Raw genomic sequence first — 20,330 nt, 5'->3', positions numbered from 1 at the left:
TATTAACATAAACCAGCATCAATAGTACTACTCTACTATTTTTTAAATTTTCTGATAAATTTTATGGCATCCATAAAATTTTAAACACTTCGTTGTGATTTATTTGCTACATTCGTAATACCATTTAAAAATTTAATATATGAAAAGAATTACCACTCTCTTATGCACTTCATTAATTGCGCAGAGCATTAGCGCTCAAACTTTTATTCAGGCTTATAAGGACAGGGCTGATATGGTAACCCAAACCAATATTACAACGAATCTCCAGGATTTCGGTAGTTTTGGGATTAAAAAAACTGGGTCCCAAGCCAATACCAATGCCTTAAACTGGATCAAAAACAAGTATCTTGCTTATGGTTATACGGCCAGCCAGATTACGGAAAGCCCTTTCACTTATGGATCGGTAACTTCAAAAAATTTGATTATTACTAAAACCGGAACCCTTTATCCTAATAAATACGTGATTATCTGTGGGCACTTTGACACCATTAACGGACCAGGAGTTAATGATAATGGAAGTGGTACATCTATTATTCTTGAAGCGGCCAGAATATTACAAAATGTACCTACAGAGTATTCTATTAAGTTTATTCACTTTTCCGGAGAAGAACAAGGGTTGATTGGAAGTTCCCATTACGTTAATAATGTAGCCTATCAAAACGGAATTCGTAAACTGGATATAAAGCTGGTCTTTAACCTTGATCAGGTAGGTGGTGTAAAAGGAAATAACAATAATACGGTGTACTGTGACGAAGATCAGGGAGGTCTTTCCAGTAATAATGCGGCTTCAGCTGCGGTAACACAACAGCTCAGAAACTGTACCGCCCTTTATTCTCCGCTTCAAACAGCTGTAGATCCTGCTGCAGATACTGATTATATTCCTTTTGAGCAGAAAGGTGAAATCATCACCGGTTTTTTCGAAAAAATAAGAAGTACTTTTCCACACAGTTCCAAAGATACTTTTGCCAATGTAGATCCTGTGTATGTTTATAATATTGGAAAGGCCACAGTGGGAGCTTTGCAGCATTTTGCTACAGCCTCTACAACGTTAGCTGTGAATAAGTCAGCCTCACAAAATGGATTAGAAAATGTAAAGCTCTACCCTAACCCGGCCAATAACATCCTTAATATTGAATTACCGGATAAAACAGCCAATTTCAGTTTTGAAATAACCAATGTGTCAGGAAGAACCCTACTGAAAGTGAATAATGAAACTAAAATTAATGTTTCAACTTTGGAAAGAGGTGTCTATATGGGAATTTTAAAAGTGGGAGATCAGACTCTTGTTAAAAACATTTTGATTGAGAGATAAGACAGATATTAATAAGAAACAGAGCCAGGCAGCTCTGTTTTTTATTAATGTACTTAAATTATTTTTCTCCTGCTGCTACAGATAATATATTTTGGATTTCCGAATTGAGTCTTTCAATAATCCATTTCTGATCTTCCTGTGTTAATTCTTCCAACAAATTACCATTATCTTCATTAAAATCGGTAATAATGTCCTGCAAGAACTCAGATTTAATTTCAGAAACACGGAGGGAATTATTGATATCCAAAGCTCCCACTTTAGAAATCACACTTTCCAGTCTGTTTCGTGATACGTGCTTTCTTAATTCATCAATGATAAAAGAAAGACTTTCTGCTTTTGATGAAATATTCGGAATAAACGACCACTTCTCTGCTTTATGAAACTTTTCTTCTTCATCAAATTCCGGGTTTTTCAGTTTAATGATGGGCCGGTTGGATAATAATTCTGTATTTTTCAGATTATAAGGTTTGATAACAACCCCTTCAATGAGATTTTGCTCCAGTTCAGGAAGTCCAAATTGCTGTATTGGGATAGGAGAGTTTATTCTAGTATTGAAATTCAGGGCTTCATTAAATTTTCCAATTAATAAGGGCTTTATAAAAGGAATACCAAACTGCTCAAAATAAGAAACTGCAGTTTCATAATCGAGATAATATTTTATATCCTGGTCATTTACAACTCCAATATCAAAAGCGCAAAAATGAATATCCGGAGCATAATAGACTCCTGTTTGTATCGCTTGCAAATGTTCAACTGAAGGAACATCCGGATGGGGATATCTCCCGCCAAACAACTCACCATAAACAATATACTTACTGCCAGGAATGACAGTATGCAAATGTTCAAATAGATTAATTATTTTACTTTCTAATGCATTAACAACAAGCTGAAATCCAAAAAAAATCGTCTCCCCATGCAAGATATTCTCTCCTTTTAGCATATTGAAGTGTATTATTTTCATAGGAAAAACTAAAATTAGCCCCATGGATTTTTTCAGTGACCACCCATTTTAATTTATCCAGCTTTGATAAATCACTTTCATTAAGTCTTATTTTTTTCAGAGAATCAGGCATTTTTTCATATCCGAAGAAATCACTCATCTGGTTTAAAATATTATGTTTATTTATTAATCTTGTAAATATATTAAAATACTGCCACTTTTAGAATCCTCCAACTGCTACAAGATAAAATCGGAAAAAAGCTGGAGGGCTTCTCAAACGTTATCAATAATAAAAATACCACACGAAAGGATTCGTGCGGCAGCGAGGTTCTTTTTATTTCTTGTATTAGGTTTTTGACAGCTCAAAGTCAGAAGACTTTGCGGAGCAGAGTAATTTATTTTCTGTACCTGATATTCCAATTAACCCAGAAGTAAAAGCTTTGGTATTACTTCCTATACCAAATAAAATATTAGCTGTTACCGGAAGTTTATGGTCAAGGTCACGATAAACAAAACCTTTCGAGTACACAACTTTATCTTTCTTCACGATAGCTATGATATCCTTTTTCCTGTTCTTCAAAGCTACTTTTTGAGCTCCTGCAGCATATGTACAGCATTTTGGTTGTGTGGATTGAGTTTTATTGATTTCTCGTAGTTTTCAATCGCATTATGTTTATTCCCATTTTTCATAAATGCTTCTCCAAGACTGTCGTAAGCATTTGCTGACTCCGGATTATTTTTTACATTCTCTGCGAAAATTTCGATAGCATGAACAAAATCGTTGTTATTTAGCCTTTGGTATCCACTCTCATTAACCAGATCTTCATCTGGGATAACCTCGTACCCATATAGCTTCGAAAGAGCATCAAAATGCGTTTTTATATCCAAATATGATTTCACCTTCGAAGCATCACGAGGATTTAGAAACCATTTCGAATATATAAATTTTAAACCATCATACATACTCTGATACCCCACGGAAAAATGATCCTCATTGTGATATTGTTTAAAATCCCATATCAAGTTCTTATCCGCATATTTTTTCAGGCTCTCATTCAATGTTTTAACAGGGGTAAGGCCATCAGGCTCATCACCAATGGAAAGATATAAATAACTAGTACGATCAACATTCTTTTGTAGTGCTTCGCGAAATTGTGTTAAAATTGCAGTATTTCCGTCATAAATGGCTGGGCTGATGATTATATATGATTGGAATAACTCAGGGCTCTCTTTCTTACAGTACAGTGAAAAAAGACCTCCAAGGGAATGCCCTTCCAGTGTACGATAAGGTACTGTTCTGAAATTAGATTCAATGAAAGGAATAGCCTCCTGCTTCAAGAAACTTAAAAACTTTTCTGCCCCGCCAGTGTTACGCAAACTATTGTCAAATTTTCCATGAAAGGTCATGGAGTGGACTGGAGTAAAATCACGCACCCTATCAGCATTAACTATTCCTACAACAATAGATTTAGGCATACGATATCGATCAGAAAGAAATCTTTCCATTTCGGTAACATAGGCAAAGTTCTGGTCGGGATCCAAAAGATAAATTACCGGATATAGCTTTTCTCCTCTATCATAACCTTCCGGAAGATAAATCCAAAACTGACGTTCCTCATTTAAAACTTTTGAATGGAATACTTTACTAATCTGCTTCCTAGCTGGGAGCGGTTCCTGAGAATAGCTTAGATTTATGCTTGATACCACCAGCACAATTATTAAAATAAGTTGATAAGCTAAGGTTTTTCCATTGTCTATAATCATAGGCTTTATGTTTTGTATCTTACTGATATTCAAAATATCACAAATATAAAAAAGAAAAACTTATTCACTTCTATTCTGTTCGGTCTCTTACCGTTTAAACACAACCACATATTTCGACGATCAATAAGTGATAAATTCCCAGTTCCATTTAAAAAGCAATCAGAACCAAAAAGAGATAATAAAAGAGAGTATGGCAATATGATCTTAAATTACAGTTAATATGATCGTTAAATGATTGATCTAAAAATATTTTTTGTAATATAAATGCGTATTAAATTGTTCCATGCAAACATGATATATGAACCGAAAATCAATTTTCTTTTAGTTATAGTTGTCTTTGCATAGAGCACCGAATGGACCTTACAGATAAAAAATAAGATCCTATCCAGAAACTGAAATTGTGATCACAAAAGAGAATGAAAAGCTTCCGCAATGACAGATTAAGTGGGATATTAAAATCCTCTAAAAGAAAATGAGATTATGTAATAGTTAGTATGAGTATCACTTTTTATAAACCAAAATCAGAGCTATTAAGCCAATATATTGAGGGGTTCTATTTTATTTCTGAGCTTGATACCCTAAAATCAAATCAATATTGGACATTTCCCAGTAATTTCTGCCTTGCAACAATTTGTCAGGACACAGAGTTAATTCCTGAAAAAAACAACATCACAATAAAGAGATCAACTATTAAAAGGATAGATTCATTTCTATTCTACAACATTTCCAAGCCCATTAACGTTACTTACGAAGAACCTAGAAATGAACTTACAATATATTTCAAACCCCTTGCAATTTTTCATTTTTTCCCTAAAGTGTTTTTATCATCAACTGCAGACCATTTGGAGAATTTCAAACCATACCCTGATTACCAAACTAAGATTCAAGCTCTATTGAAAATAAATAACAAAGATGAACAAGCAAATATTTTAGAAAATTATCTTATCTCCAAACTTTGTAGTCCGAAGCTCGAAACGATTCGAAACATACTGCAAAAAGTTGAAGAAGGATGGAAATTAAATGATATTGCTGAATCAATGGGTATATCCAGACAATATCTCCATAGGGTATTTTTTAAATATACGGGAAAGTCTCCATCTCTGTATAAAAGAATACATCGCTTCAGACAAGTTACCTCTTCTCTGAAAACCAATGAAAAATTCATTTCATTATCGCACGAAAATTTATTTTTTGACCAGCCTCATTTTAACAGGGAATTCAAAGCACTAACAGGTGTTGTTCCTACCGTATTTTTCAAAAATATTAATGTTTCAAAAGATATGCTCTGGCTTTTTATTTAATGGTTTACATTCATACAATGTTCAAGGTATTTGTATCTATAATTTTGTACTTATGAACAAAAGACAAGAAGACCTGTTTATGAAATTAAATTATTATTATAAACTCCCATCAATATTGTGTGGATCTAGCCTCAGCTTGTAAAGAATTTACAGCAACTGCAATTTGGCATGAACCAAAAAAATTTATAGACCCATGGATACAACAATTGGTTATCGGCAAAATTAAATGATTCCTGTTCAATAATTACTACAAAAGGAAATAATAAATAATGAATAACTGTTATAATTTTTTTATAATGATAAGATACTTTCTGGTAAGATTACTATTTATTCTTTGGGGAACATTAGCTTTCGGACAATCGGTTAACCTGTCTGTCATAAGAAAACAACTGCATATCCTTGAGAAGGAGAATTACTTTAATGGTGTAGTTTTGATTGCCAAAGGTGATAAAACAATCTATAAGAAAGCTTTCGGATATGCTAATATAGCCGACAAAATCCCCAATAAAGCAAATACCAAATTTAATTTGGCTTCTATGAATAAAATGTTTACAGGTTTAGCCATTATGCAATTGGTAGAAAAGGGAATGATTTCGCTAAATGACAGAGTTGGTAAATATTTACCCGAATTCCCCAATAAACTAGTAGCCGATTCCGTTACCATCCATCAATTATTGACACACACTTCCGGAATGGGAAACTTTTGGGCCGAACACGACAAACTAGCGAAAGAAAAATTTAAAACGGTAAGCGATTATCTGCCGCTTTACATACATCAGGAATTACTATTTTCTCCTGGGAAAGGTTTTCAATACAGCAATTCGGGATACATGGTTTTAGGACTGATCATTGAAAAAGTATCTGGATTAAGTTATTTCGATTATGTAAAAACTTACATTTTCGAACCCGCAAAAATGAAGGATACAGATTCTTATGATTTGGAAGAGGCAATCCCGAATATGGCAATAGGATATACAATGCTATTGGAAAAACCAGGGTGTTGGAAAAACAATATGTATAGCAATGTAACCAAAGGCACGCCAGCAGGCGGAGGATATTCGACAGCAGAGGACCTGTTGAGATTTTCCATGGCTCTTCAACAGAACACGTTACTGAAGAAAGAATTTACACAGCTGTATTCCACAGGTAAAGTGAAATATAAAGAAGGTTCTTACGCTTATGGTATCGTTGAGAATTTTTTAAATGGTCAAAGAATGCTTGGGCATACGGGCGGACATTTCGGAATAGCAAATGAACTGATGATTTTCCCGGAGTCTGGCTATACTGTTGTAATTTTAACAAACGGAGAAGTTGAAAATTATTGGGAAGTTTCCAATCTCATTAAAAAGCAATTAACCGGAAGTACAGATGCAACAGATAACTTTTTCTATACAAAAGATGTTATCCAAACAGTGGAAAAAAATGGTATTTCTGCCGGAATAAAAAAGTTAGAAGCTGATTCAAACAAAAAATATATTCTTAAGGAGAATTTAATAGAAAGATACGGGCAAAAGTTCCTCTTCGAAAAAAAATATATTCAGGCAATTAATCTGTTTCAAATGGGTACTACTCAGTTTCCTGATTCTGCCACACCTTATTACAACTTGAGTGAAGCTTATAGATTATCTCATCAAACGGAAAAAGCCATTGAATCTTTGAAAATTTATTTAAAGAGAGAGCCACAAGATAAAGAGGCTGAAATTAAGTATGAAAATTTAAAAACCAGTAAATAGTTACTCTAAAATAATTAAAGATAGCAAAGGAAGGAGTTTTTTATCCTGCCAGAGCCAATTTTCTAAGATTATGCGCAATAGCAATCAAGCCGGTTTCTATTTCGACTTTATTTTGTCCTCTAAGCATAAATCTTTTAAATCCTTTGTTATGTTTGATCTGAGCAAAAACAGGTTCTACATCGTGGCATCTTTGTTTTCTAAGCTTTACTCCACGTTTGGTATTAAGAAGCTGTCAAAGTTACAAACTTTGCGCAGCGGGGCTCTTGCTATATAAACCAAAGCTCCCGCCGTTGGCGGGAGCTTTGGTTTATTAAATATTTTCATTATTTTATATAATATAAACCTGTAAGGTTTTTTGCAGTATATAAGCCATTTACTCCTGGTTCTTTACATATATTAGTGTTACTATCAAATGTAAAACAGTTAACAAGCGGACTAAAACCTGTTAATGGATTTTCATTTTTAGAATAATCAGGATAGTTTACAAGTTTTAAATTATAAGATTCTCCAATCTTTATTTTTTTACATGTTTTAACCTTTTTATCATTTGCTTCTTTTGAAACAATTTTATATTTCTCTCCGTCTTTCTCGCAATATATAAGATAATAGGAGTTGAGTTTTTCTATTTTATAAATCTTATATTCTATTTGTTTTTGGTTATTCAAAGATTTACAAGACAAAAACAGAATGACCGATAGTATTAAAATTATATATTTCATTGCTCTTATTTTTGTTTAGGAACAGTATGAAAAGGGTGGTTTCCTACAGTTGTATATATTAGTTTGGTGGGAGATCCTGAAACAGTACCATCAGGTTGTCTTTGCAATTGTTGTCCTTGTGCATTGTAGAAATTTTCGTTAATATCTCCCCCTTGTTTAACAACTCTATCGTGAGACATTCTATATATACTTTTAGGATTTGAAGAATCTGCGGGAGTTGCAGGACCTACTGCATTTCCTGAAGATTGAGATAATTTCCCACCGATATAAGATTCTGTAGTTTCATGAAGTGTAGATCTTCCAGAAACATTATTAAGATTATCTAAATTTGTTAATGCATCTGCATTCAATTCTTGATGAGTAGAAACCGTAGGAAAATCAGAACTTCCACCTGTAAATTCATTTCCCATAAAAGAACCTAATAATGGCGCTGCTCCGGTTGAAACAAAATCGTTATCAGTTGCAGAAACATTTACGGTAACACCTCTATCAACTGTAGCAAGTAATAAATCACTTGCACCTTTTGACAATTTTCCATCAGACATTTGAACTGCTGTTACTTTTCCATTGCTATCCATTGATAATTCAAGTTGTCCTTTTACAGAAGCTTGTAATTGCTGAAGTGCTTCTTGAGATTTATTTCCTGTAATAATTACATCCTTATTCTGCCTTCCATCAGGGTCAATGTAACGCACTGGATTATCAAAGGCGTAAACATATGGCGACCAGCGTGTTGACTTCTCTGCTAGTGGATCAACAACTCCCCATCTCCCAATATCTGCCATATAGAATCTTGTCCCATAATCATACATCCCAGTCTCCTGCAATTCTTTACCATTATACTTGTAGCTCCTATACCCACCTATTAAACCTTTTTGTCCTCCTATATGATTCAATCCAAAAGGGTAATAATTATTGGTATCTGTAACCTCAAGAACTCCTGCGCTGTTTTTAGCAAAACTTACCCTTGTATTTCCTAAGTGATCTTTATACTAATAAATATTAATAATTGTGAATAAAGCTACCACACGAATCCCTTCGTGTGGTAGCTTTGAATAAATTACTAATTATTGTATCCTATATCCTTAAAATCTCTTCCAATTTTAATTTTATCTTTTATATCATTAAATATTTTATACGCATTATCTTTTTCTTCAGGAAGATAAAAATCTACTAACTCATTCTTATTATTAAATAGTAAGCTCCAAACATATTCTTCATCAAAAAAACTCACATTATTTATATTTGGATTTTTATTTACGTAAACTTTTGTTGTTTTTTTAATTGTTTTTATTAAAAAATTAATATCACAATTATTTTTGCCTACAAGTAAAATTTTAACATTTCCATACTTAATAATTTTTCTCTTAAAAGAATCGTTTTTCTTTAGATTTGAATCCATGTCTCCTGTACTAAGATCCAAATCTATATTTTTATTTTTTAATTCGTCTCCAATACATATTATTGTTAAAAAATTATTTTTAAGATTAACATCTTTTTTTAAAATATATTCATAAAAAGCATTTATAAAAGGATTTAGAATTTCCTTTCTTTTTGTCATGCTCTGAGAATAAACAATCATACATAATAAACAAAAACAAATTAAAAGAATTTTTTTTCTAATCATAATAGGCTGTTGTAGAATTATAGTTCATGTATTTACCTTTTAAATAGGTTCTAAATTTAACATCTTTAAAATCTGGATCTATAGTATTATGATAATCCATCTTTCCTCTAGCACCTTCTACATCTGATCTCCTTGGAATATATTTATTATCCCTCATATTAAACATATATCCACTTGGAAGATAATTACTTGGATGATTATGATCATGGCTAGTTAATTTACTAGAATAAAATGAATCACCATTAATATTAAAATTCTTCATGTATTGTTTCGGGTCAACAAATGTTTTTGAAGGTAATCCTAAAGTTGATACAACCGAAAATCCTCCTTTACTAGAAGTATATGTAGAGTTCGAAAATTCATTAGTTCCATTACTATACATATATTCTGCAACTTCTGTTGCTTTTTCTTGATTATTATAGAAACTTAATGTTGTTAGAGTATTGGAACTTTTTCCTTGACGATCTGTAAATTTTTCAGATAAAGAAATTTCTTGCCTATTTGCTTCCACATAACCCTTTTCTCCAACTTCAACACCTTTTGCATCAGTTTTTAAAGTCTTACCATCTTTCTCAAATTGATTTTCCGCATATATCACATCTGTATTTGAATCTGCAACTTTTGTCAATTTCCCTAAATTATCCCATTTAAAAATATCTTTGGCTTCTCTTCCATCCGGATCAATAAATCTCAAAGGATTATTGAATGCATAATTATAAGGACTATGTCTTGTCATCTTCTCCGCCAGCGGATCTACAACACCCCATCTTCCCAAGTCAGGCATATACACTCTCGCTCCATAATCATACATACCGGTCTCTTGAAGCTCCTTTCCGTTGTACTTGTAATTCTTATAACTACCTAACTGTCCTTTAATTCCTCCGATATGATTCAATCCAAAAGGGTAATAGTTGTTTGTATCTGTAACCTCAAGAACTCCTGCGCTGTTTTTAGCAAAACTCACCCTTGTATTCCCTAAGTGATCTTTATACTGGTAAATATAACGGTTTTCTGTGAAACTATAAAAACCTTCTGCTGTGGGTACAAAATCCAGTTTCCAGGATATAGATCCAGGTATTAAAGCATCCTGTGTACTCTTATAAGCCTGTTCTTCATAAGCAAAACTGGTTTTATCTAATAACACAGGACCTCCGATTAACCCATTGTCATAATAGCGGTACTGAAAACCATCAAGATAATCAATCATCGTTGTTTTGCCTATATCACCCTCCCTTGCATTGTACTTAGTTGTTCTAAGTTTGGTTCCGTCTGCACGATATAAGTGACTTATATTGGTATTATAAGTCCATCCCAAAAGCTTCTGACTGATGGAAAACTGATGGGATAAATTAAGATAATTATAACCAATAGAATTGATGTTTTTATCATTCATATTGGTCATATTCCCATTGGCATCATAATCAATGATATTATTTCCCCCTTCATACCCTGTATCATTCATGGCAGATTCTATCACCTGATTTAAGCGGTTTCCGGTGTATTTATATTCAAGATCATCTACCAAAGTAGAAGTGCCGCCTGATACAGGAATTAGCTTTTCTTTTCAAAGTATTGATATTCCCATTCAGATCATAGGTAAGATATTCATCAAAATTACCATTAGAAGGATTAGTGGCATTAGGCTCCGAGTAGAAGCCATTTCTTAAGCGGTTCAGAGGATCATATTCATAATTATATCTTTTCAGAACGTCTTCCGAAGAATTTCTCCAGTCTACTTCTGCAATATTACCATTAAATCGGCCTGGTGATTTGGTAGGGTTTAATGGATTGTTGTACTTTATTTCATACCCAAATAATTTCCCATTCAGGCTAGCAGGATCATTGATCTTGGTCAGCCAGCCCCGGATGTTGTATTTATAATCCATCTGCTGAAGTGGGGTTCTTATATTGGTCAATATCAAAACTGCCACACGAAAGGATTCGTGTGGCAGCTTGAGGGTTTCGTAGTTCTATATTAACATCTGCATCAATAAACGTAATATTTTTCTGAATTTTATCAGCTCAAAGTCGGGAGATTTTGCGCAACGGAGTTTCTGCACATCTCGGCATTGGCAACAGCAATTATAATAAGCTGGAAAATGGTCATAGAGAGTTATCTGTAGAGGAACTCCTGAAGCTTTCAAAGCTTTTTAATCTGACTACAGATCAGATCCTGAACTATGAAAATATTATTCCTGAAGAAATAACCATAGAGGATAAACCGGACTTTGAGAAGCTGCATTTGATTAATCAGCTTGATGAAGACGATAGATCTATGATTTTTAAAATGGGAGATAAAATGCTTACCATCAAAAAATTTAAAGACTTCTTTAATAAAAATGTAGCTGCATTATAACACAAAACCCTCGCAAAATGCGAGGATTTTATTTATCTGCCACACGATAAAATCGTGCGGGAACGAGAGTTTAACTATTTTCTTCTGTTATCTTTTTAAAAAGTTCAATTAAAAATAAAAGTTTTGTAGAATCTCCAACTGCATTAAACGTACCATTTTTTATAGAATATCCATACCATTCCGTTTCCGAACTTTCTATTAATGAATATTCAACATAAAGATTTTCAAGCGAGGTTTCTATTAAATCTATCTTAACACTCCATCCGGGATTATCTATGGTTTCTATTTTAACACCATAAGAATGTTCCCAATCTCCATCACAGTTAAGTTTATACCAATTTTCTAACCATTTAATTATTTCCATATTTTCTTTTTTTATCTTGGGATTTCATGTGGTTCTGCCGCTCTAGCTCCTCCAGGAGTATTTTTTCCTTGTACATGCGGTGTGGGTATAGATTCCCCTGTTTTTTTATTTATATGTGGAGCACCAGGAGTCCCATCAGGTTTACCTCCATCATACCTTTTACTAGGGTTAAAGTGTCCTGAACTAGTTTTCTCATAGGTTTCATATTTATGTACCTTTCCATTTGTCCCACGTTGAAATGTAGTATGAGGACCGACAGCATCACTATTAGGTTGCAATTTATTAGCTCCTCTTCCTCCTCCTCTAGGAGTTGTAACTACTATCGTAACAGCTTCAATAGTATTAGTCCTGTTTTCTACTGCGGTAGCATCTCTGCCTGTAGTTTCTAAAACTCTAGAAACCATCACTCCACTTTCTCCGTTCTTCCAGTAATTTACATCATCCGCTTGTTTTCCCGGCATCAAATCATATGTATAATCATACGAGGAATCAGGAAGCATCGTCTTTCCATCATAGCCTGGAGTTCCACCAGTATTTTTTGTATTTACAGATTGATATCGGGAACCTGACAGAAAGCCCATCAAAGCACCATCATCTTTATACCAAGTTCCATTTTGATTAACAAAATTACCATCACTATCGCTCCAAGTTTGTCCGTCGGTTCCACCTTCAGGTGGCCAAACTTGCATTCCGTCCGGATCAATAAATCTTAAAGGATTATTAACTACATAGTTATACGGCTAATGCCTTCTATATTTCTCAGCTAATGGGTCGACAACGCCCCATCTACCAATATCCGGCATATACATCCTCGCCCCGTAATCATACATTCCCGTCTCCTGCAGCTCCTTTCCGTTGTACTTGTAGTTCTTATAAGTACTCTGTCCAAAAAATGCATTACCAGATTTCAAATGATTCATTCCAAATTAGTAGATATAACTATTTTTTTAAATACTGTCATATGAAAAGATTTGTTTATTACCGAGGTGAGCAGAGAACATTAGACAATTATTATATGCCAATACTCTCAACATCAAACCTACTTTACTCTATCCATATTAGTTTTAAAAACAATTAATTTTTGTGCATGTTGTCCTTTTTCTTCAATAGGTTTATAACCATCTTTTTCTATATATATATATACATAAGCACTCTTTTTCAAAATAGTAGAATAATATCCCTTATCATCAGTCCTTAATTGTATTTTATCTTGGCCTAAATATTCATCATAATTTTTATGTCCATTATTACTTTCATATCTATCATTTACGACTGTCACTTTAACATCTCTCAAAGGTCGAGAATTACTAGAATCTAAAACGTAGCCTTCAACCTTTACATCATTTACATCTTGACTACTATAGTAATAAATGAAAAAATATACACTTGCTAAACTTACTATAACAAGGGCTATTATTAATAATTTACCTATTGTTTGCTTCATTTAATCTTTTATTTATTGCTGTTTGAATATGAGTACCTGCTTTTGTTTGGATATTCCCATGTGTTAAATTTGTCCCACTAAGTTTTATATTTGTAACTTTTGCTTTTCCTTCAGAAGTATGTCTGTATCCTCTTGAACCTGGAGAATTACTACTCCCACTATCACTCCTATTACTACTATTGCTAGATGAACCAGAAGAAGAGCCCGAAGCCCTTGATGAACTTGATGCGCCAGAGTTATTTTCTTGATAAAAAACATATGCTGAATTCACATTATCTGAAATAGAAGTATTTACAGTTGAGCCTCTCAATGGTCCATCCGAGCTATCAACAATTATCATAGTATCAATTGGAACATTAGATACTTCCTCAGCCAAACTTACGGCATTATCTCCACCATAGCTATAACCATATACTAGAACTACATCTCCCTTTTGGTAATTTTTTTCTAAAAATTCTTTTCCTGTTTCAACCCCTGCACCTTGTGTTAATGCAGGTGATATCATAGCTCCTTTAAAATCCATACCCAATGATCTAGCATAAGAAGCCGTAGCATTATATCTAGTACCAGCTCCTCCGGCATCTTTGGTATTACTTCTTATTTTACCGTCACCAGTAGGCCCTCCATGATAGAATACAGCTAAAACTCTAGGCTTAGGTCCTCCAGGAACATCTGGTTCCTTGCCATCTGGATCAATATGCATTACAGGATTATTGAATACATAATTATACGGACTATGCCTTGTCATTTTCTCCGCCAGCGGATCTACCACACCCCATCTTCCTAAATCCGGCATATACATCCTCGCTCCATAATCATACATTCCAGTCTCCTGCAATTCCTTGCCATTGTACTTGTAGCTATATAATCCTCCAAAATTGGAAGTCCCAAACATTCCTAAGATATGGTTTAATCCAAATGGGTAATAATTGTTTGTATCTGTAACTTCAAGAGCGCCTGCGCTGTCTTTGGCAAAGCTCACCCTAGCATTTCCTAAGTGATCTTTATATTGGTAAATATAACGGTTTTCTATGAAACTGTAAAAGCCTTCTGTTGTAGCTACAAAATCCAGTTTCCAGGTTGGAGTTTCTCCCAAATCAGGAAATATTTTTCCAAGATTTCCATAAGCCTGTTCTTCAAAAGCAAATTCTGTACGACATGATGGGCATATTCCACTATCCCAATATGAATACTGAAAGCCATCCAGATAATCTGTCATATTGGTACTGACTCTTCCTCTTGGAGGTGTCCTTAAATAAGTTTTTCTGAGTTTGGTTCCATCCGCACGATATAAATATTCCAAACTAGCACTGAACGGCTGGCTAATGATGGGATTAGCATGATAAATTGAGAAAATACTAGGGAGATTCTGATAATTATAACTGATACTCTGGATTCCTTTATCATTCATATTGGTCATATTCCCATTGGCATCATAATCAATGATATTATTTCCCCCTTCATACCCTGTATCATTCATGGCAGATTCTATCACCTGATTTAAGCGGTTTCCGGTGTATTTATATTCAAGATCATCTACCAAAGTAGAAGTGCCTCCTGATACAGGAATAGCTTTTCTTTTCAAAGTATTGATATTCCCATTCAGATCATAGGTAAGATATTCATCAAAATTACCATTAGAAGGATTAGTGGCATTAGGCTCCGAGTAGAAGCCATTTCTTAAGCGGTTCAGAGGATCATATTCATAATTATATCTTTTCAGAACGTCTTCCGAAGAATTTCTCCAGTCTACTTCTGCAATATTACCATTAAATCGGCCTGGTGATTTGGTTGGGTTTAATGGATTATTGTACTTTATTTCATACCCAAATAATTTCCCATTCAGGTTAGCAGGATCATTAATCTTGGTCAGCCAGCCCCGGATATTGTATTTATAATCCATTTGCTGAAGAGGAGATCCTACTGCAATCCCGCCTACTTTTTTAGTTTCCAGCAGGGAAAGTTCATTATAGGTATTCTGAGTAAGGATTTCCACAGGGTTGGTATCTACCTGGTGTTTATGTACGAGCAGTCTGTTCTGATGGTCATATTCAAAGGTTTCTGTAATAACCCTTTCAGTATCTGTTTCTAACCTTTTATGTTTGGTGATAACCGTTTGAGCTACTCCTGCAAAATCCAGCTTGGATTCTGTTTTGGTATAGCCGCCCAGGTGATTGATGGAATGGGTTCCTATCACTCTTCCTTTGGTATCGTAATAGGTATAATTCTTTGTCCAGTTATCATCTTCAATGTTCTTTATCAAACTCATCACTGGAAGCCCTTTTGTGCTTTTTCCTTCAGCAGATACTGTTTCTTTTAAAGTTTCTTCACCCTGAATAGATGATGGAAATGATGGGTTAAAGCTATACCCCGGATAGGTATCATAATAATTGACACTTAGTACTTTAAAATTGGTAGTAGGATAAGCTTTATCTGTGGAATAAAAAATATCCATCCCACTATTATTCCAACTCGAAGTATTTCTTGTTTCATTATTTGCTCCATGGCCTTCTACGGCACCCACTTGTTGAATACGTTCTGATGGACTGTCTAATATCCCTGTATAAATGGGTCTTGAAAACTGATCGTATTTGGTAAACAACCATTGGCCTTTTGCTCTCAGATTAACATCCTGAGAAAGAACCAATCTGTCTGATTTATCATATACCATTAATTCCCAGCCTTTGCCCGGGAGTTTCTTTTCTACCAGGCGATTTTTCCCATCATATTTATACTGATAACAAAGGGTATCTAATGTAGTGGTATCTATTGCCGACAAGACAGAGGCTAAAGGTGGAATTACAAAAGCCAGCTGATCGTAATTATTATAAACATAATAAGTATCAGCTTTTTCTGTTGCATTTATTTCTTTTCTTACCAGTAAAACCTGGCCTTTCCCATTTTTAAATTCAATGGTTTTGTTTCCATCTTCATCTGTAACGGTATTTTTATATAACTGACCACCTCCATAATTGCCTGATACATTAATCTCGGATTTAAAGGTTGAATAATCAAAAGTGGCAACATATTTTTTTACTTCACCATCAACATTGGCTTCATAATCAAATTTTACGGGTTTATTAGTCCAGTCATTACCTACCTGAATCTGCTGTTGAAGTCTGTTCAACGGAGAGTTTTCTAATACTTTCTCTGAATAGATCTTTTCTGAACCATAAGGGGTATTTGCTGCATTGGATAATGGGTTGGGAATTAGGGCTCCATTTAAAGTTCCTCCCTGAGGAACAGGTAGATAATCTTTAACCTGTCTTCCAAACGGGTCATATTCAATATGGGTAGCCACATCCCTACCAAGTGGAGAGGATTTTACATTAACAACTTGTTTTGGTCTTCCAAGGCCGTCAAAATACTGAACGGTTTCTGAGGTTTTGGAAGGTGTAGTTCCATTATAATCCAGATAAGTTTTGGATTGAATATAGTTTTCTCCCTGAGTAAGCTGTGCATGGGCTGAATGACTTATCAGCAATATGCCTACGGGAATGATAATCTTTTTCATCGTCTTAGTTTTTGTAATGGTAATTGAACTCTTTTAACAGTTTTCCAGTATTGTTATGTTCTCTGACTTCTTTAAGTCTGCCGGCTGTATCATAAAGGTAAACTTCCCTGATTCCGGATGGTGGAGTAATACTTCTTACTCCAATTAAAGGGTCATAACTGTACGTGGTGGTCTGATAGCCTGATAAGACTGAATTGTTTCTAAACCCTATCCAACGCATTCAGCATCCGCTCTTCGGAAGCAATTGTACCTTGCGATCCATCTGTTTGAGATGCGATAACAATACTATCTATGAATGACTGATTAATATCTGAGAGTTTGGCACCCACTATTTTGGCTATAGGAAGTATACTCTCATATCCCCAAATAATAACTGTTGGAATACCTTCTTTAGTAGTATACTGCTGTAGATTTCCTTTAGCATCATACTTATCGTAAGTAACTTCCGTGGTCGCTGCCTGAGAATTCTGGAGATCAAAGGATAATACTGAAGTTGGAAGCAGGTTAGCAGGATCATCATACTTGGTTTCTGTTTTTGAAATCGTTGTTCCAGAAGGGTCACTTACATTTCTTTTTTGGATTGAGGAGCTTTCCAGCGGAGTTGCTATTATATTAGCATTGATCAACTTTTGATTATTTTTCTCATGAGCATACTGATATGATATTTCTGAAGCCGAACCATCAAAGAAACGGGTTTCACTTTTCATCAGATTGATAGGTTTATTAATATCACTCAAAGAGTAGGAATTGACCGTCTCCGAAGTCAATATCCCATTCAGGTAATTTTTATCTGTTGATTTAGTCAATAGCCATTTACCGGATTGTATATTATAAGAATTATTAACACGTACCTTAACCTGTCTTTGCATCGTATTATTATTCAACTCATAAAAAGAAAATGATGTGGATAGGGCAAGAGCATTACCCACTCCCTGTGGCTGATCTGTAGACAACGCATTTTTCATCTGATTAAGTTCATATTCATATTTTTTTTCCTGAAGAAGTTCTCCGGTTACTGAATAAGACTTTTCGCTTTGCAGATTTTTATCCAAAAACAAATAAGGGTTCCAGCCTGCATTCACTTGGGTAATATTCAGATGGAAGTCGTGAGATGGAAACTGATATACCTTTTTCCCTTTTCCTAAAGTATTTTCCGTTACATAAGAATACGCAACAACATCCTTTCCTGATAATCCAGAACTTGCTGCCTGATCTGCAGTTAGTACATAGTTTTCACATATATCATCCACATATACACCGGATGGGTGGCCTACACTATAATGACGTTTTAAAAACTCCAGCGGGGAGGCAAGCCTTCCTGAAGTCTGATGATCCGGATCATCCGGTTTGCTATAATCAAATGTCCTTTTGGTATAGTTAGTTTGCCCATCAAAATCATCAATGGCTTTGATTCTGAGCCCTCCTACAAGGACATTACTTTTTGGCTCGGAAGTAACAGTTTTTGTAACATAAGCATTAATACTAGCCGCACAAGGACTGTTTCCACTTATTACATTGACCCTTACACGCTTTTTGTAATCCTTATTGTGCATACTGGGAGTTACAATAAATGGAGCGATCGTTTTTGCAAATAATTTTACAGTCTGCCAACCGGTAACAGGGTTATATTCTTCAAACCAGCCATGAGCGTCAGTTGTACCAATCTGTCCGGAAGCATTATCACAGCCATTTGTCCAGGCAACATGATAAGATGGATTGCTGGCATCATTCATATAAAATTCAGGGGACTCCGCATCAACACCATCTCCATATGTTTCTACTCTTCCACTTGCTTTTCCTAACGCAAATGATTCTTCTCTGGAAATCAATAGAGTTTCCCATATTGTGTTATTCTCATAGGTAAATGAGGAAGATCCCTTGGTAGGATATACGATTTTCTTCAGAATATAAGCCTGTGAAGCATTATCATTCACATCCCTGTTTCCACCTTCTGTATAATCTTTATTAACATACTTCAGGTTAGGAATAAGTTTCTGACTATTATTTCCATCAATAGGAATACCATAATAACCATTACAATATCCCCAAAGATCCTGCGAGGTACTTGATAAATAAGGCAAATATGCTTCATTGTACTCAAAAGAATGCTCTGTATTATCCAGCATATTTTTTATTTTATTGAGCTTCAGCCTATACTTTTTATAAGAGTCTTCAGTCCCTGAAGAAACAAAATAATCATGCTCCAAGGTCATTTTTTTCACTTCTTTACCCTGATAAGTTGCTGTAAGTCCACTTAAAGCAAAAGTATTTACAGTTCCATCCAAATCCTTTCTTCCCTGGATTCCCTGAATAGTGTTGGTATAATTCAAATTCACTTTCTCCCCGTCATGACTAACCTCAGTAAGTAAAGCCTCGGTATAGGTGTTTTTTGTTTTATTATTTATCTTTTTAGCCGTACCGGGGCAGGCAATAGTATTGGAAGGATCCACATAAATATCCGAAAAAGAATGCGTCATATGACTATAAGACATGCTTTTTCCATAGGTAAAAGAAACTTCTTCATTATTAGGAAACTTAATCTTTTTTAGCACAAAGGATGAAAAGTATACTTCTGAAGAGATAACGTTATAAGAAACACTTTTGTTCATATTCCCCCATCCTAATGTATAAACAATCCCTTTAGGATCTATTACCGTAAATTCGTCATTAGCATAAGATATTTTAACATCTTCATAGGGAATCGTTCTGAAATTCCCATTAGAATCTCTGATGAAAGAGCCTGAAATAGTAGGTAAGTTATAATGGTAAATATCAGGTTCTGTGTCCAGATTTCCGTTCATCACATGCGATAATTTGTCAATATCTTCTTGAGGAAACAAAGCTACCTCTTGGGTTGTATAATAATAAGGAGCCTTGGGAAACCATACATTACTGTCCAGGTCATTCTTTCCATGCATTTCTACAGAAATCGTATTGGGGATGGCCAAGGACCAGCCTAATCCGGCTATTCCTGACATCTCATCCACTTTAATTCCTCCTGTATTATAAGTTAAACCAATGGGAATAGTCACCCCATATCTTGTTTTGATTTCATATAAAGGAACGGAAACATTCAGTTTTCCAGTCCTGTAATCTACTGGAAAATCCCCAGCTTTAAACATACTGTACGTTTCAGGAGTGGCTGGAAATATCTTTTGAATATCATTGGTGGCTCCACCTCCTATAGAAGCCTGTCCCAATACCATTATACCTGACAATGCAGATGCCATAAGTATTACTTTTTTCATGATTGTTG

At 34.7% G+C, this 20,330-nt stretch carries 19 protein-coding genes and 2 pseudogenes; 4 read left to right on the top strand and 17 right to left on the bottom strand.

The annotated features are described in order from the left end of the window. The first annotated feature begins 139 nt into the window (after positions 1–139). Entirely contained in the window at positions 140–1,312 is a 1,173-nt protein-coding gene (locus tag CHSO_RS12940; protein WP_045496523.1) for a M28 family peptidase, read from the top strand. Between the two features lie 58 nt (positions 1,313–1,370). Here the strand turns inward: CHSO_RS12940 and CHSO_RS12935 are convergent, their stop codons facing one another. From CHSO_RS12935 to CHSO_RS12925, 4 genes are all read right to left on the bottom strand, one after another. After that, positions 1,371–2,273 carry an RNA ligase family protein gene (locus tag CHSO_RS12935; RefSeq protein ID WP_232509060.1) on the bottom strand — a complete coding sequence of 301 codons (903 nt, stop codon included), beginning with the start codon at positions 2,271–2,273 and terminating at the stop codon, positions 1,371–1,373. Continuing rightward, the gene (locus tag CHSO_RS26630) at positions 2,188–2,385 is read right to left on the bottom strand and encodes an RNA ligase family protein (RefSeq protein WP_410493407.1); all 198 of its coding nucleotides are present in this window, start codon (positions 2,383–2,385) and stop codon (positions 2,188–2,190) included. The genes CHSO_RS12935 and CHSO_RS26630 overlap by 86 nt, the downstream gene beginning before the upstream one ends. A gap of 213 nt (positions 2,386–2,598) precedes the next feature. Next, a complete protein-coding gene (locus tag CHSO_RS12930; RefSeq protein WP_198408383.1) occupies positions 2,599–2,832 on the bottom strand; it encodes a serine hydrolase in 234 nt (77 codons plus the stop codon). Between the two features lie 2 nt (positions 2,833–2,834). Further along, positions 2,835–4,016, bottom strand: coding sequence for an alpha/beta hydrolase-fold protein (locus tag CHSO_RS12925; RefSeq protein ID WP_045496518.1), 1,182 nt, complete (start codon positions 4,014–4,016; stop codon positions 2,835–2,837). Between the two features lie 494 nt (positions 4,017–4,510). Here CHSO_RS12925 and CHSO_RS12920 point away from each other — a divergent pair, with 494 nt between their 5' ends. Both CHSO_RS12920 and CHSO_RS12915 read left to right on the top strand, forming a co-directional pair. After that, complete coding sequence (locus CHSO_RS12920) at positions 4,511–5,317, top strand: helix-turn-helix transcriptional regulator (protein WP_045496516.1); 807 nt, start codon at positions 4,511–4,513, stop codon at positions 5,315–5,317. Positions 5,318–5,613: 296 nt separating this feature from the next. Beyond that, positions 5,614–7,050 (top strand): serine hydrolase, encoded by a 1,437-nt coding sequence (locus CHSO_RS12915; RefSeq protein ID WP_052480592.1) that lies wholly within the window; start codon positions 5,614–5,616, stop codon positions 7,048–7,050. A gap of 40 nt (positions 7,051–7,090) precedes the next feature. Here the strand turns inward: CHSO_RS12915 and CHSO_RS25620 are convergent. The 6 genes and pseudogenes from CHSO_RS25620 to CHSO_RS12890 all read right to left on the bottom strand — a co-directional run. Then, positions 7,091–7,282 (bottom strand): annotated as a pseudogene (locus CHSO_RS25620) (transposase); the annotation flags it as partial. Positions 7,283–7,373: 91 nt separating this feature from the next. Next, positions 7,374–7,769, bottom strand: coding sequence for a hypothetical protein (locus CHSO_RS12910; protein ID WP_144428921.1), 396 nt, complete (start codon positions 7,767–7,769; stop codon positions 7,374–7,376). A 5-nt stretch (positions 7,770–7,774) separates the two neighbouring features. Continuing rightward, a pseudogene (locus CHSO_RS12905) lies at positions 7,775–8,668 on the bottom strand (RHS repeat-associated core domain-containing protein); the annotation flags it as partial. 164 nt (positions 8,669–8,832) lie between these two features. Next, positions 8,833–9,330, bottom strand: coding sequence for a hypothetical protein (locus CHSO_RS12900; RefSeq protein WP_144428920.1), 498 nt, complete (start codon positions 9,328–9,330; stop codon positions 8,833–8,835). A gap of 58 nt (positions 9,331–9,388) precedes the next feature. After that, on the bottom strand, positions 9,389–10,921 hold the full coding sequence (locus tag CHSO_RS12895; protein ID WP_045496504.1) for an RHS repeat-associated core domain-containing protein: 1,533 nt from the start codon (positions 10,919–10,921) through the stop codon (positions 9,389–9,391). Further along, positions 10,911–11,327, bottom strand: a complete 417-nt coding sequence (locus CHSO_RS12890; protein WP_144428919.1) for a hypothetical protein — start codon at positions 11,325–11,327, stop codon at positions 10,911–10,913. Before CHSO_RS12890 ends, CHSO_RS12895 begins: the two co-directional genes overlap by 11 nt. Positions 11,328–11,434: 107 nt before the next feature. On the opposite strand from CHSO_RS12890, the gene CHSO_RS12885 reads away from it, so the two are divergent. Next, positions 11,435–11,752: a helix-turn-helix domain-containing protein gene (locus CHSO_RS12885; RefSeq protein ID WP_232509059.1), complete on the top strand. Its 318-nt coding sequence runs from the start codon at positions 11,435–11,437 to the stop codon at positions 11,750–11,752. Positions 11,753–11,822: 70 nt separating this feature from the next. Here CHSO_RS12885 and CHSO_RS12880 read toward each other — a convergent pair whose 3' ends face one another. The 7 genes from CHSO_RS12880 to CHSO_RS12850 all read right to left on the bottom strand — a co-directional run bounded on the left by CHSO_RS12880 (position 11,823) and on the right by CHSO_RS12850 (position 20,322). Continuing rightward, on the bottom strand, positions 11,823–12,116 hold the full coding sequence (locus CHSO_RS12880) for an immunity 53 family protein (RefSeq protein WP_045496488.1): 294 nt from the start codon (positions 12,114–12,116) through the stop codon (positions 11,823–11,825). 11 nt (positions 12,117–12,127) lie between these two features. Further along, complete coding sequence (locus CHSO_RS25055) at positions 12,128–12,805, bottom strand: polymorphic toxin type 24 domain-containing protein (RefSeq protein WP_052480591.1); 678 nt, start codon at positions 12,803–12,805, stop codon at positions 12,128–12,130. A 51-nt stretch (positions 12,806–12,856) separates the two neighbouring features. Beyond that, a complete protein-coding gene (locus tag CHSO_RS12870; RefSeq protein ID WP_045496486.1) occupies positions 12,857–13,036 on the bottom strand; it encodes an RHS repeat-associated core domain-containing protein in 180 nt (59 codons plus the stop codon). 119 nt (positions 13,037–13,155) lie between these two features. Continuing rightward, positions 13,156–13,560 carry a hypothetical protein gene (locus CHSO_RS12865; RefSeq protein ID WP_045496484.1) on the bottom strand — a complete coding sequence of 135 codons (405 nt, stop codon included), beginning with the start codon at positions 13,558–13,560 and terminating at the stop codon, positions 13,156–13,158. Then, the gene (locus tag CHSO_RS12860) at positions 13,541–17,074 is read right to left on the bottom strand and encodes a DUF6443 domain-containing protein (RefSeq protein ID WP_052480590.1); all 3,534 of its coding nucleotides are present in this window, start codon (positions 17,072–17,074) and stop codon (positions 13,541–13,543) included. Before CHSO_RS12860 ends, CHSO_RS12865 begins: the two co-directional genes overlap by 20 nt. A 4-nt stretch (positions 17,075–17,078) precedes the next feature. After that, positions 17,079–17,294, bottom strand: coding sequence for a hypothetical protein (locus CHSO_RS12855; protein ID WP_045496481.1), 216 nt, complete (start codon positions 17,292–17,294; stop codon positions 17,079–17,081). Further along, a complete protein-coding gene (locus CHSO_RS12850) occupies positions 17,275–20,322 on the bottom strand; it encodes a hypothetical protein (protein WP_144428918.1) in 3,048 nt (1,015 codons plus the stop codon). Before CHSO_RS12850 ends, CHSO_RS12855 begins: the two co-directional genes overlap by 20 nt. Positions 20,323–20,330: the final 8 nt, after the last annotated feature.

Source organism: Chryseobacterium sp. StRB126, from assembly GCF_000829375.1.
Taxonomy (GTDB): Bacteria; Bacteroidota; Bacteroidia; order Flavobacteriales; family Weeksellaceae; genus Chryseobacterium.
The sequence above is the reverse complement of the archived record's forward strand: the minus strand, read 5'-3'. Positions and strand labels throughout refer to the sequence as shown.

Coding starts and splice junctions, on each gene's coding strand:
- CHSO_RS12925 (WP_045496518.1), bottom strand. CDS start 4,016: ATGATTATAGACAATGGAAAAACCTTAGCTTATCAACTTATTTTAATA.
- CHSO_RS12935 (WP_232509060.1), bottom strand. CDS start 2,273: ATGAAAATAATACACTTCAATATGCTAAAAGGAGAGAATATCTTGCAT.
- CHSO_RS12850 (WP_144428918.1), bottom strand. CDS start 20,322: ATGAAAAAAGTAATACTTATGGCATCTGCATTGTCAGGTATAATGGTA.
- CHSO_RS25055 (WP_052480591.1), bottom strand. CDS start 12,805: ATGCAAGTTTGGCCACCTGAAGGTGGAACCGACGGACAAACTTGGAGC.
- CHSO_RS26630 (WP_410493407.1), bottom strand. CDS start 2,385: ATGCCTGATTCTCTGAAAAAAATAAGACTTAATGAAAGTGATTTATCA.
- CHSO_RS12860 (WP_052480590.1), bottom strand. CDS start 17,074: ATGAAAAAGATTATCATTCCCGTAGGCATATTGCTGATAAGTCATTCA.
- CHSO_RS12870 (WP_045496486.1), bottom strand. CDS start 13,036: ATGAATCATTTGAAATCTGGTAATGCATTTTTTGGACAGAGTACTTAT.
- CHSO_RS12915 (WP_052480592.1), top strand. CDS start 5,614: ATGATAAGATACTTTCTGGTAAGATTACTATTTATTCTTTGGGGAACA.
- CHSO_RS12940 (WP_045496523.1), top strand. CDS start 140: ATGAAAAGAATTACCACTCTCTTATGCACTTCATTAATTGCGCAGAGC.
- CHSO_RS12880 (WP_045496488.1), bottom strand. CDS start 12,116: ATGGAAATAATTAAATGGTTAGAAAATTGGTATAAACTTAACTGTGAT.
- CHSO_RS12900 (WP_144428920.1), bottom strand. CDS start 9,330: ATGACAAAAAGAAAGGAAATTCTAAATCCTTTTATAAATGCTTTTTAT.
- CHSO_RS12910 (WP_144428921.1), bottom strand. CDS start 7,769: ATGAAATATATAATTTTAATACTATCGGTCATTCTGTTTTTGTCTTGT.
- CHSO_RS12865 (WP_045496484.1), bottom strand. CDS start 13,560: ATGAAGCAAACAATAGGTAAATTATTAATAATAGCCCTTGTTATAGTA.
- CHSO_RS12920 (WP_045496516.1), top strand. CDS start 4,511: ATGAGTATCACTTTTTATAAACCAAAATCAGAGCTATTAAGCCAATAT.
- CHSO_RS12855 (WP_045496481.1), bottom strand. CDS start 17,294: ATGCGTTGGATAGGGTTTAGAAACAATTCAGTCTTATCAGGCTATCAG.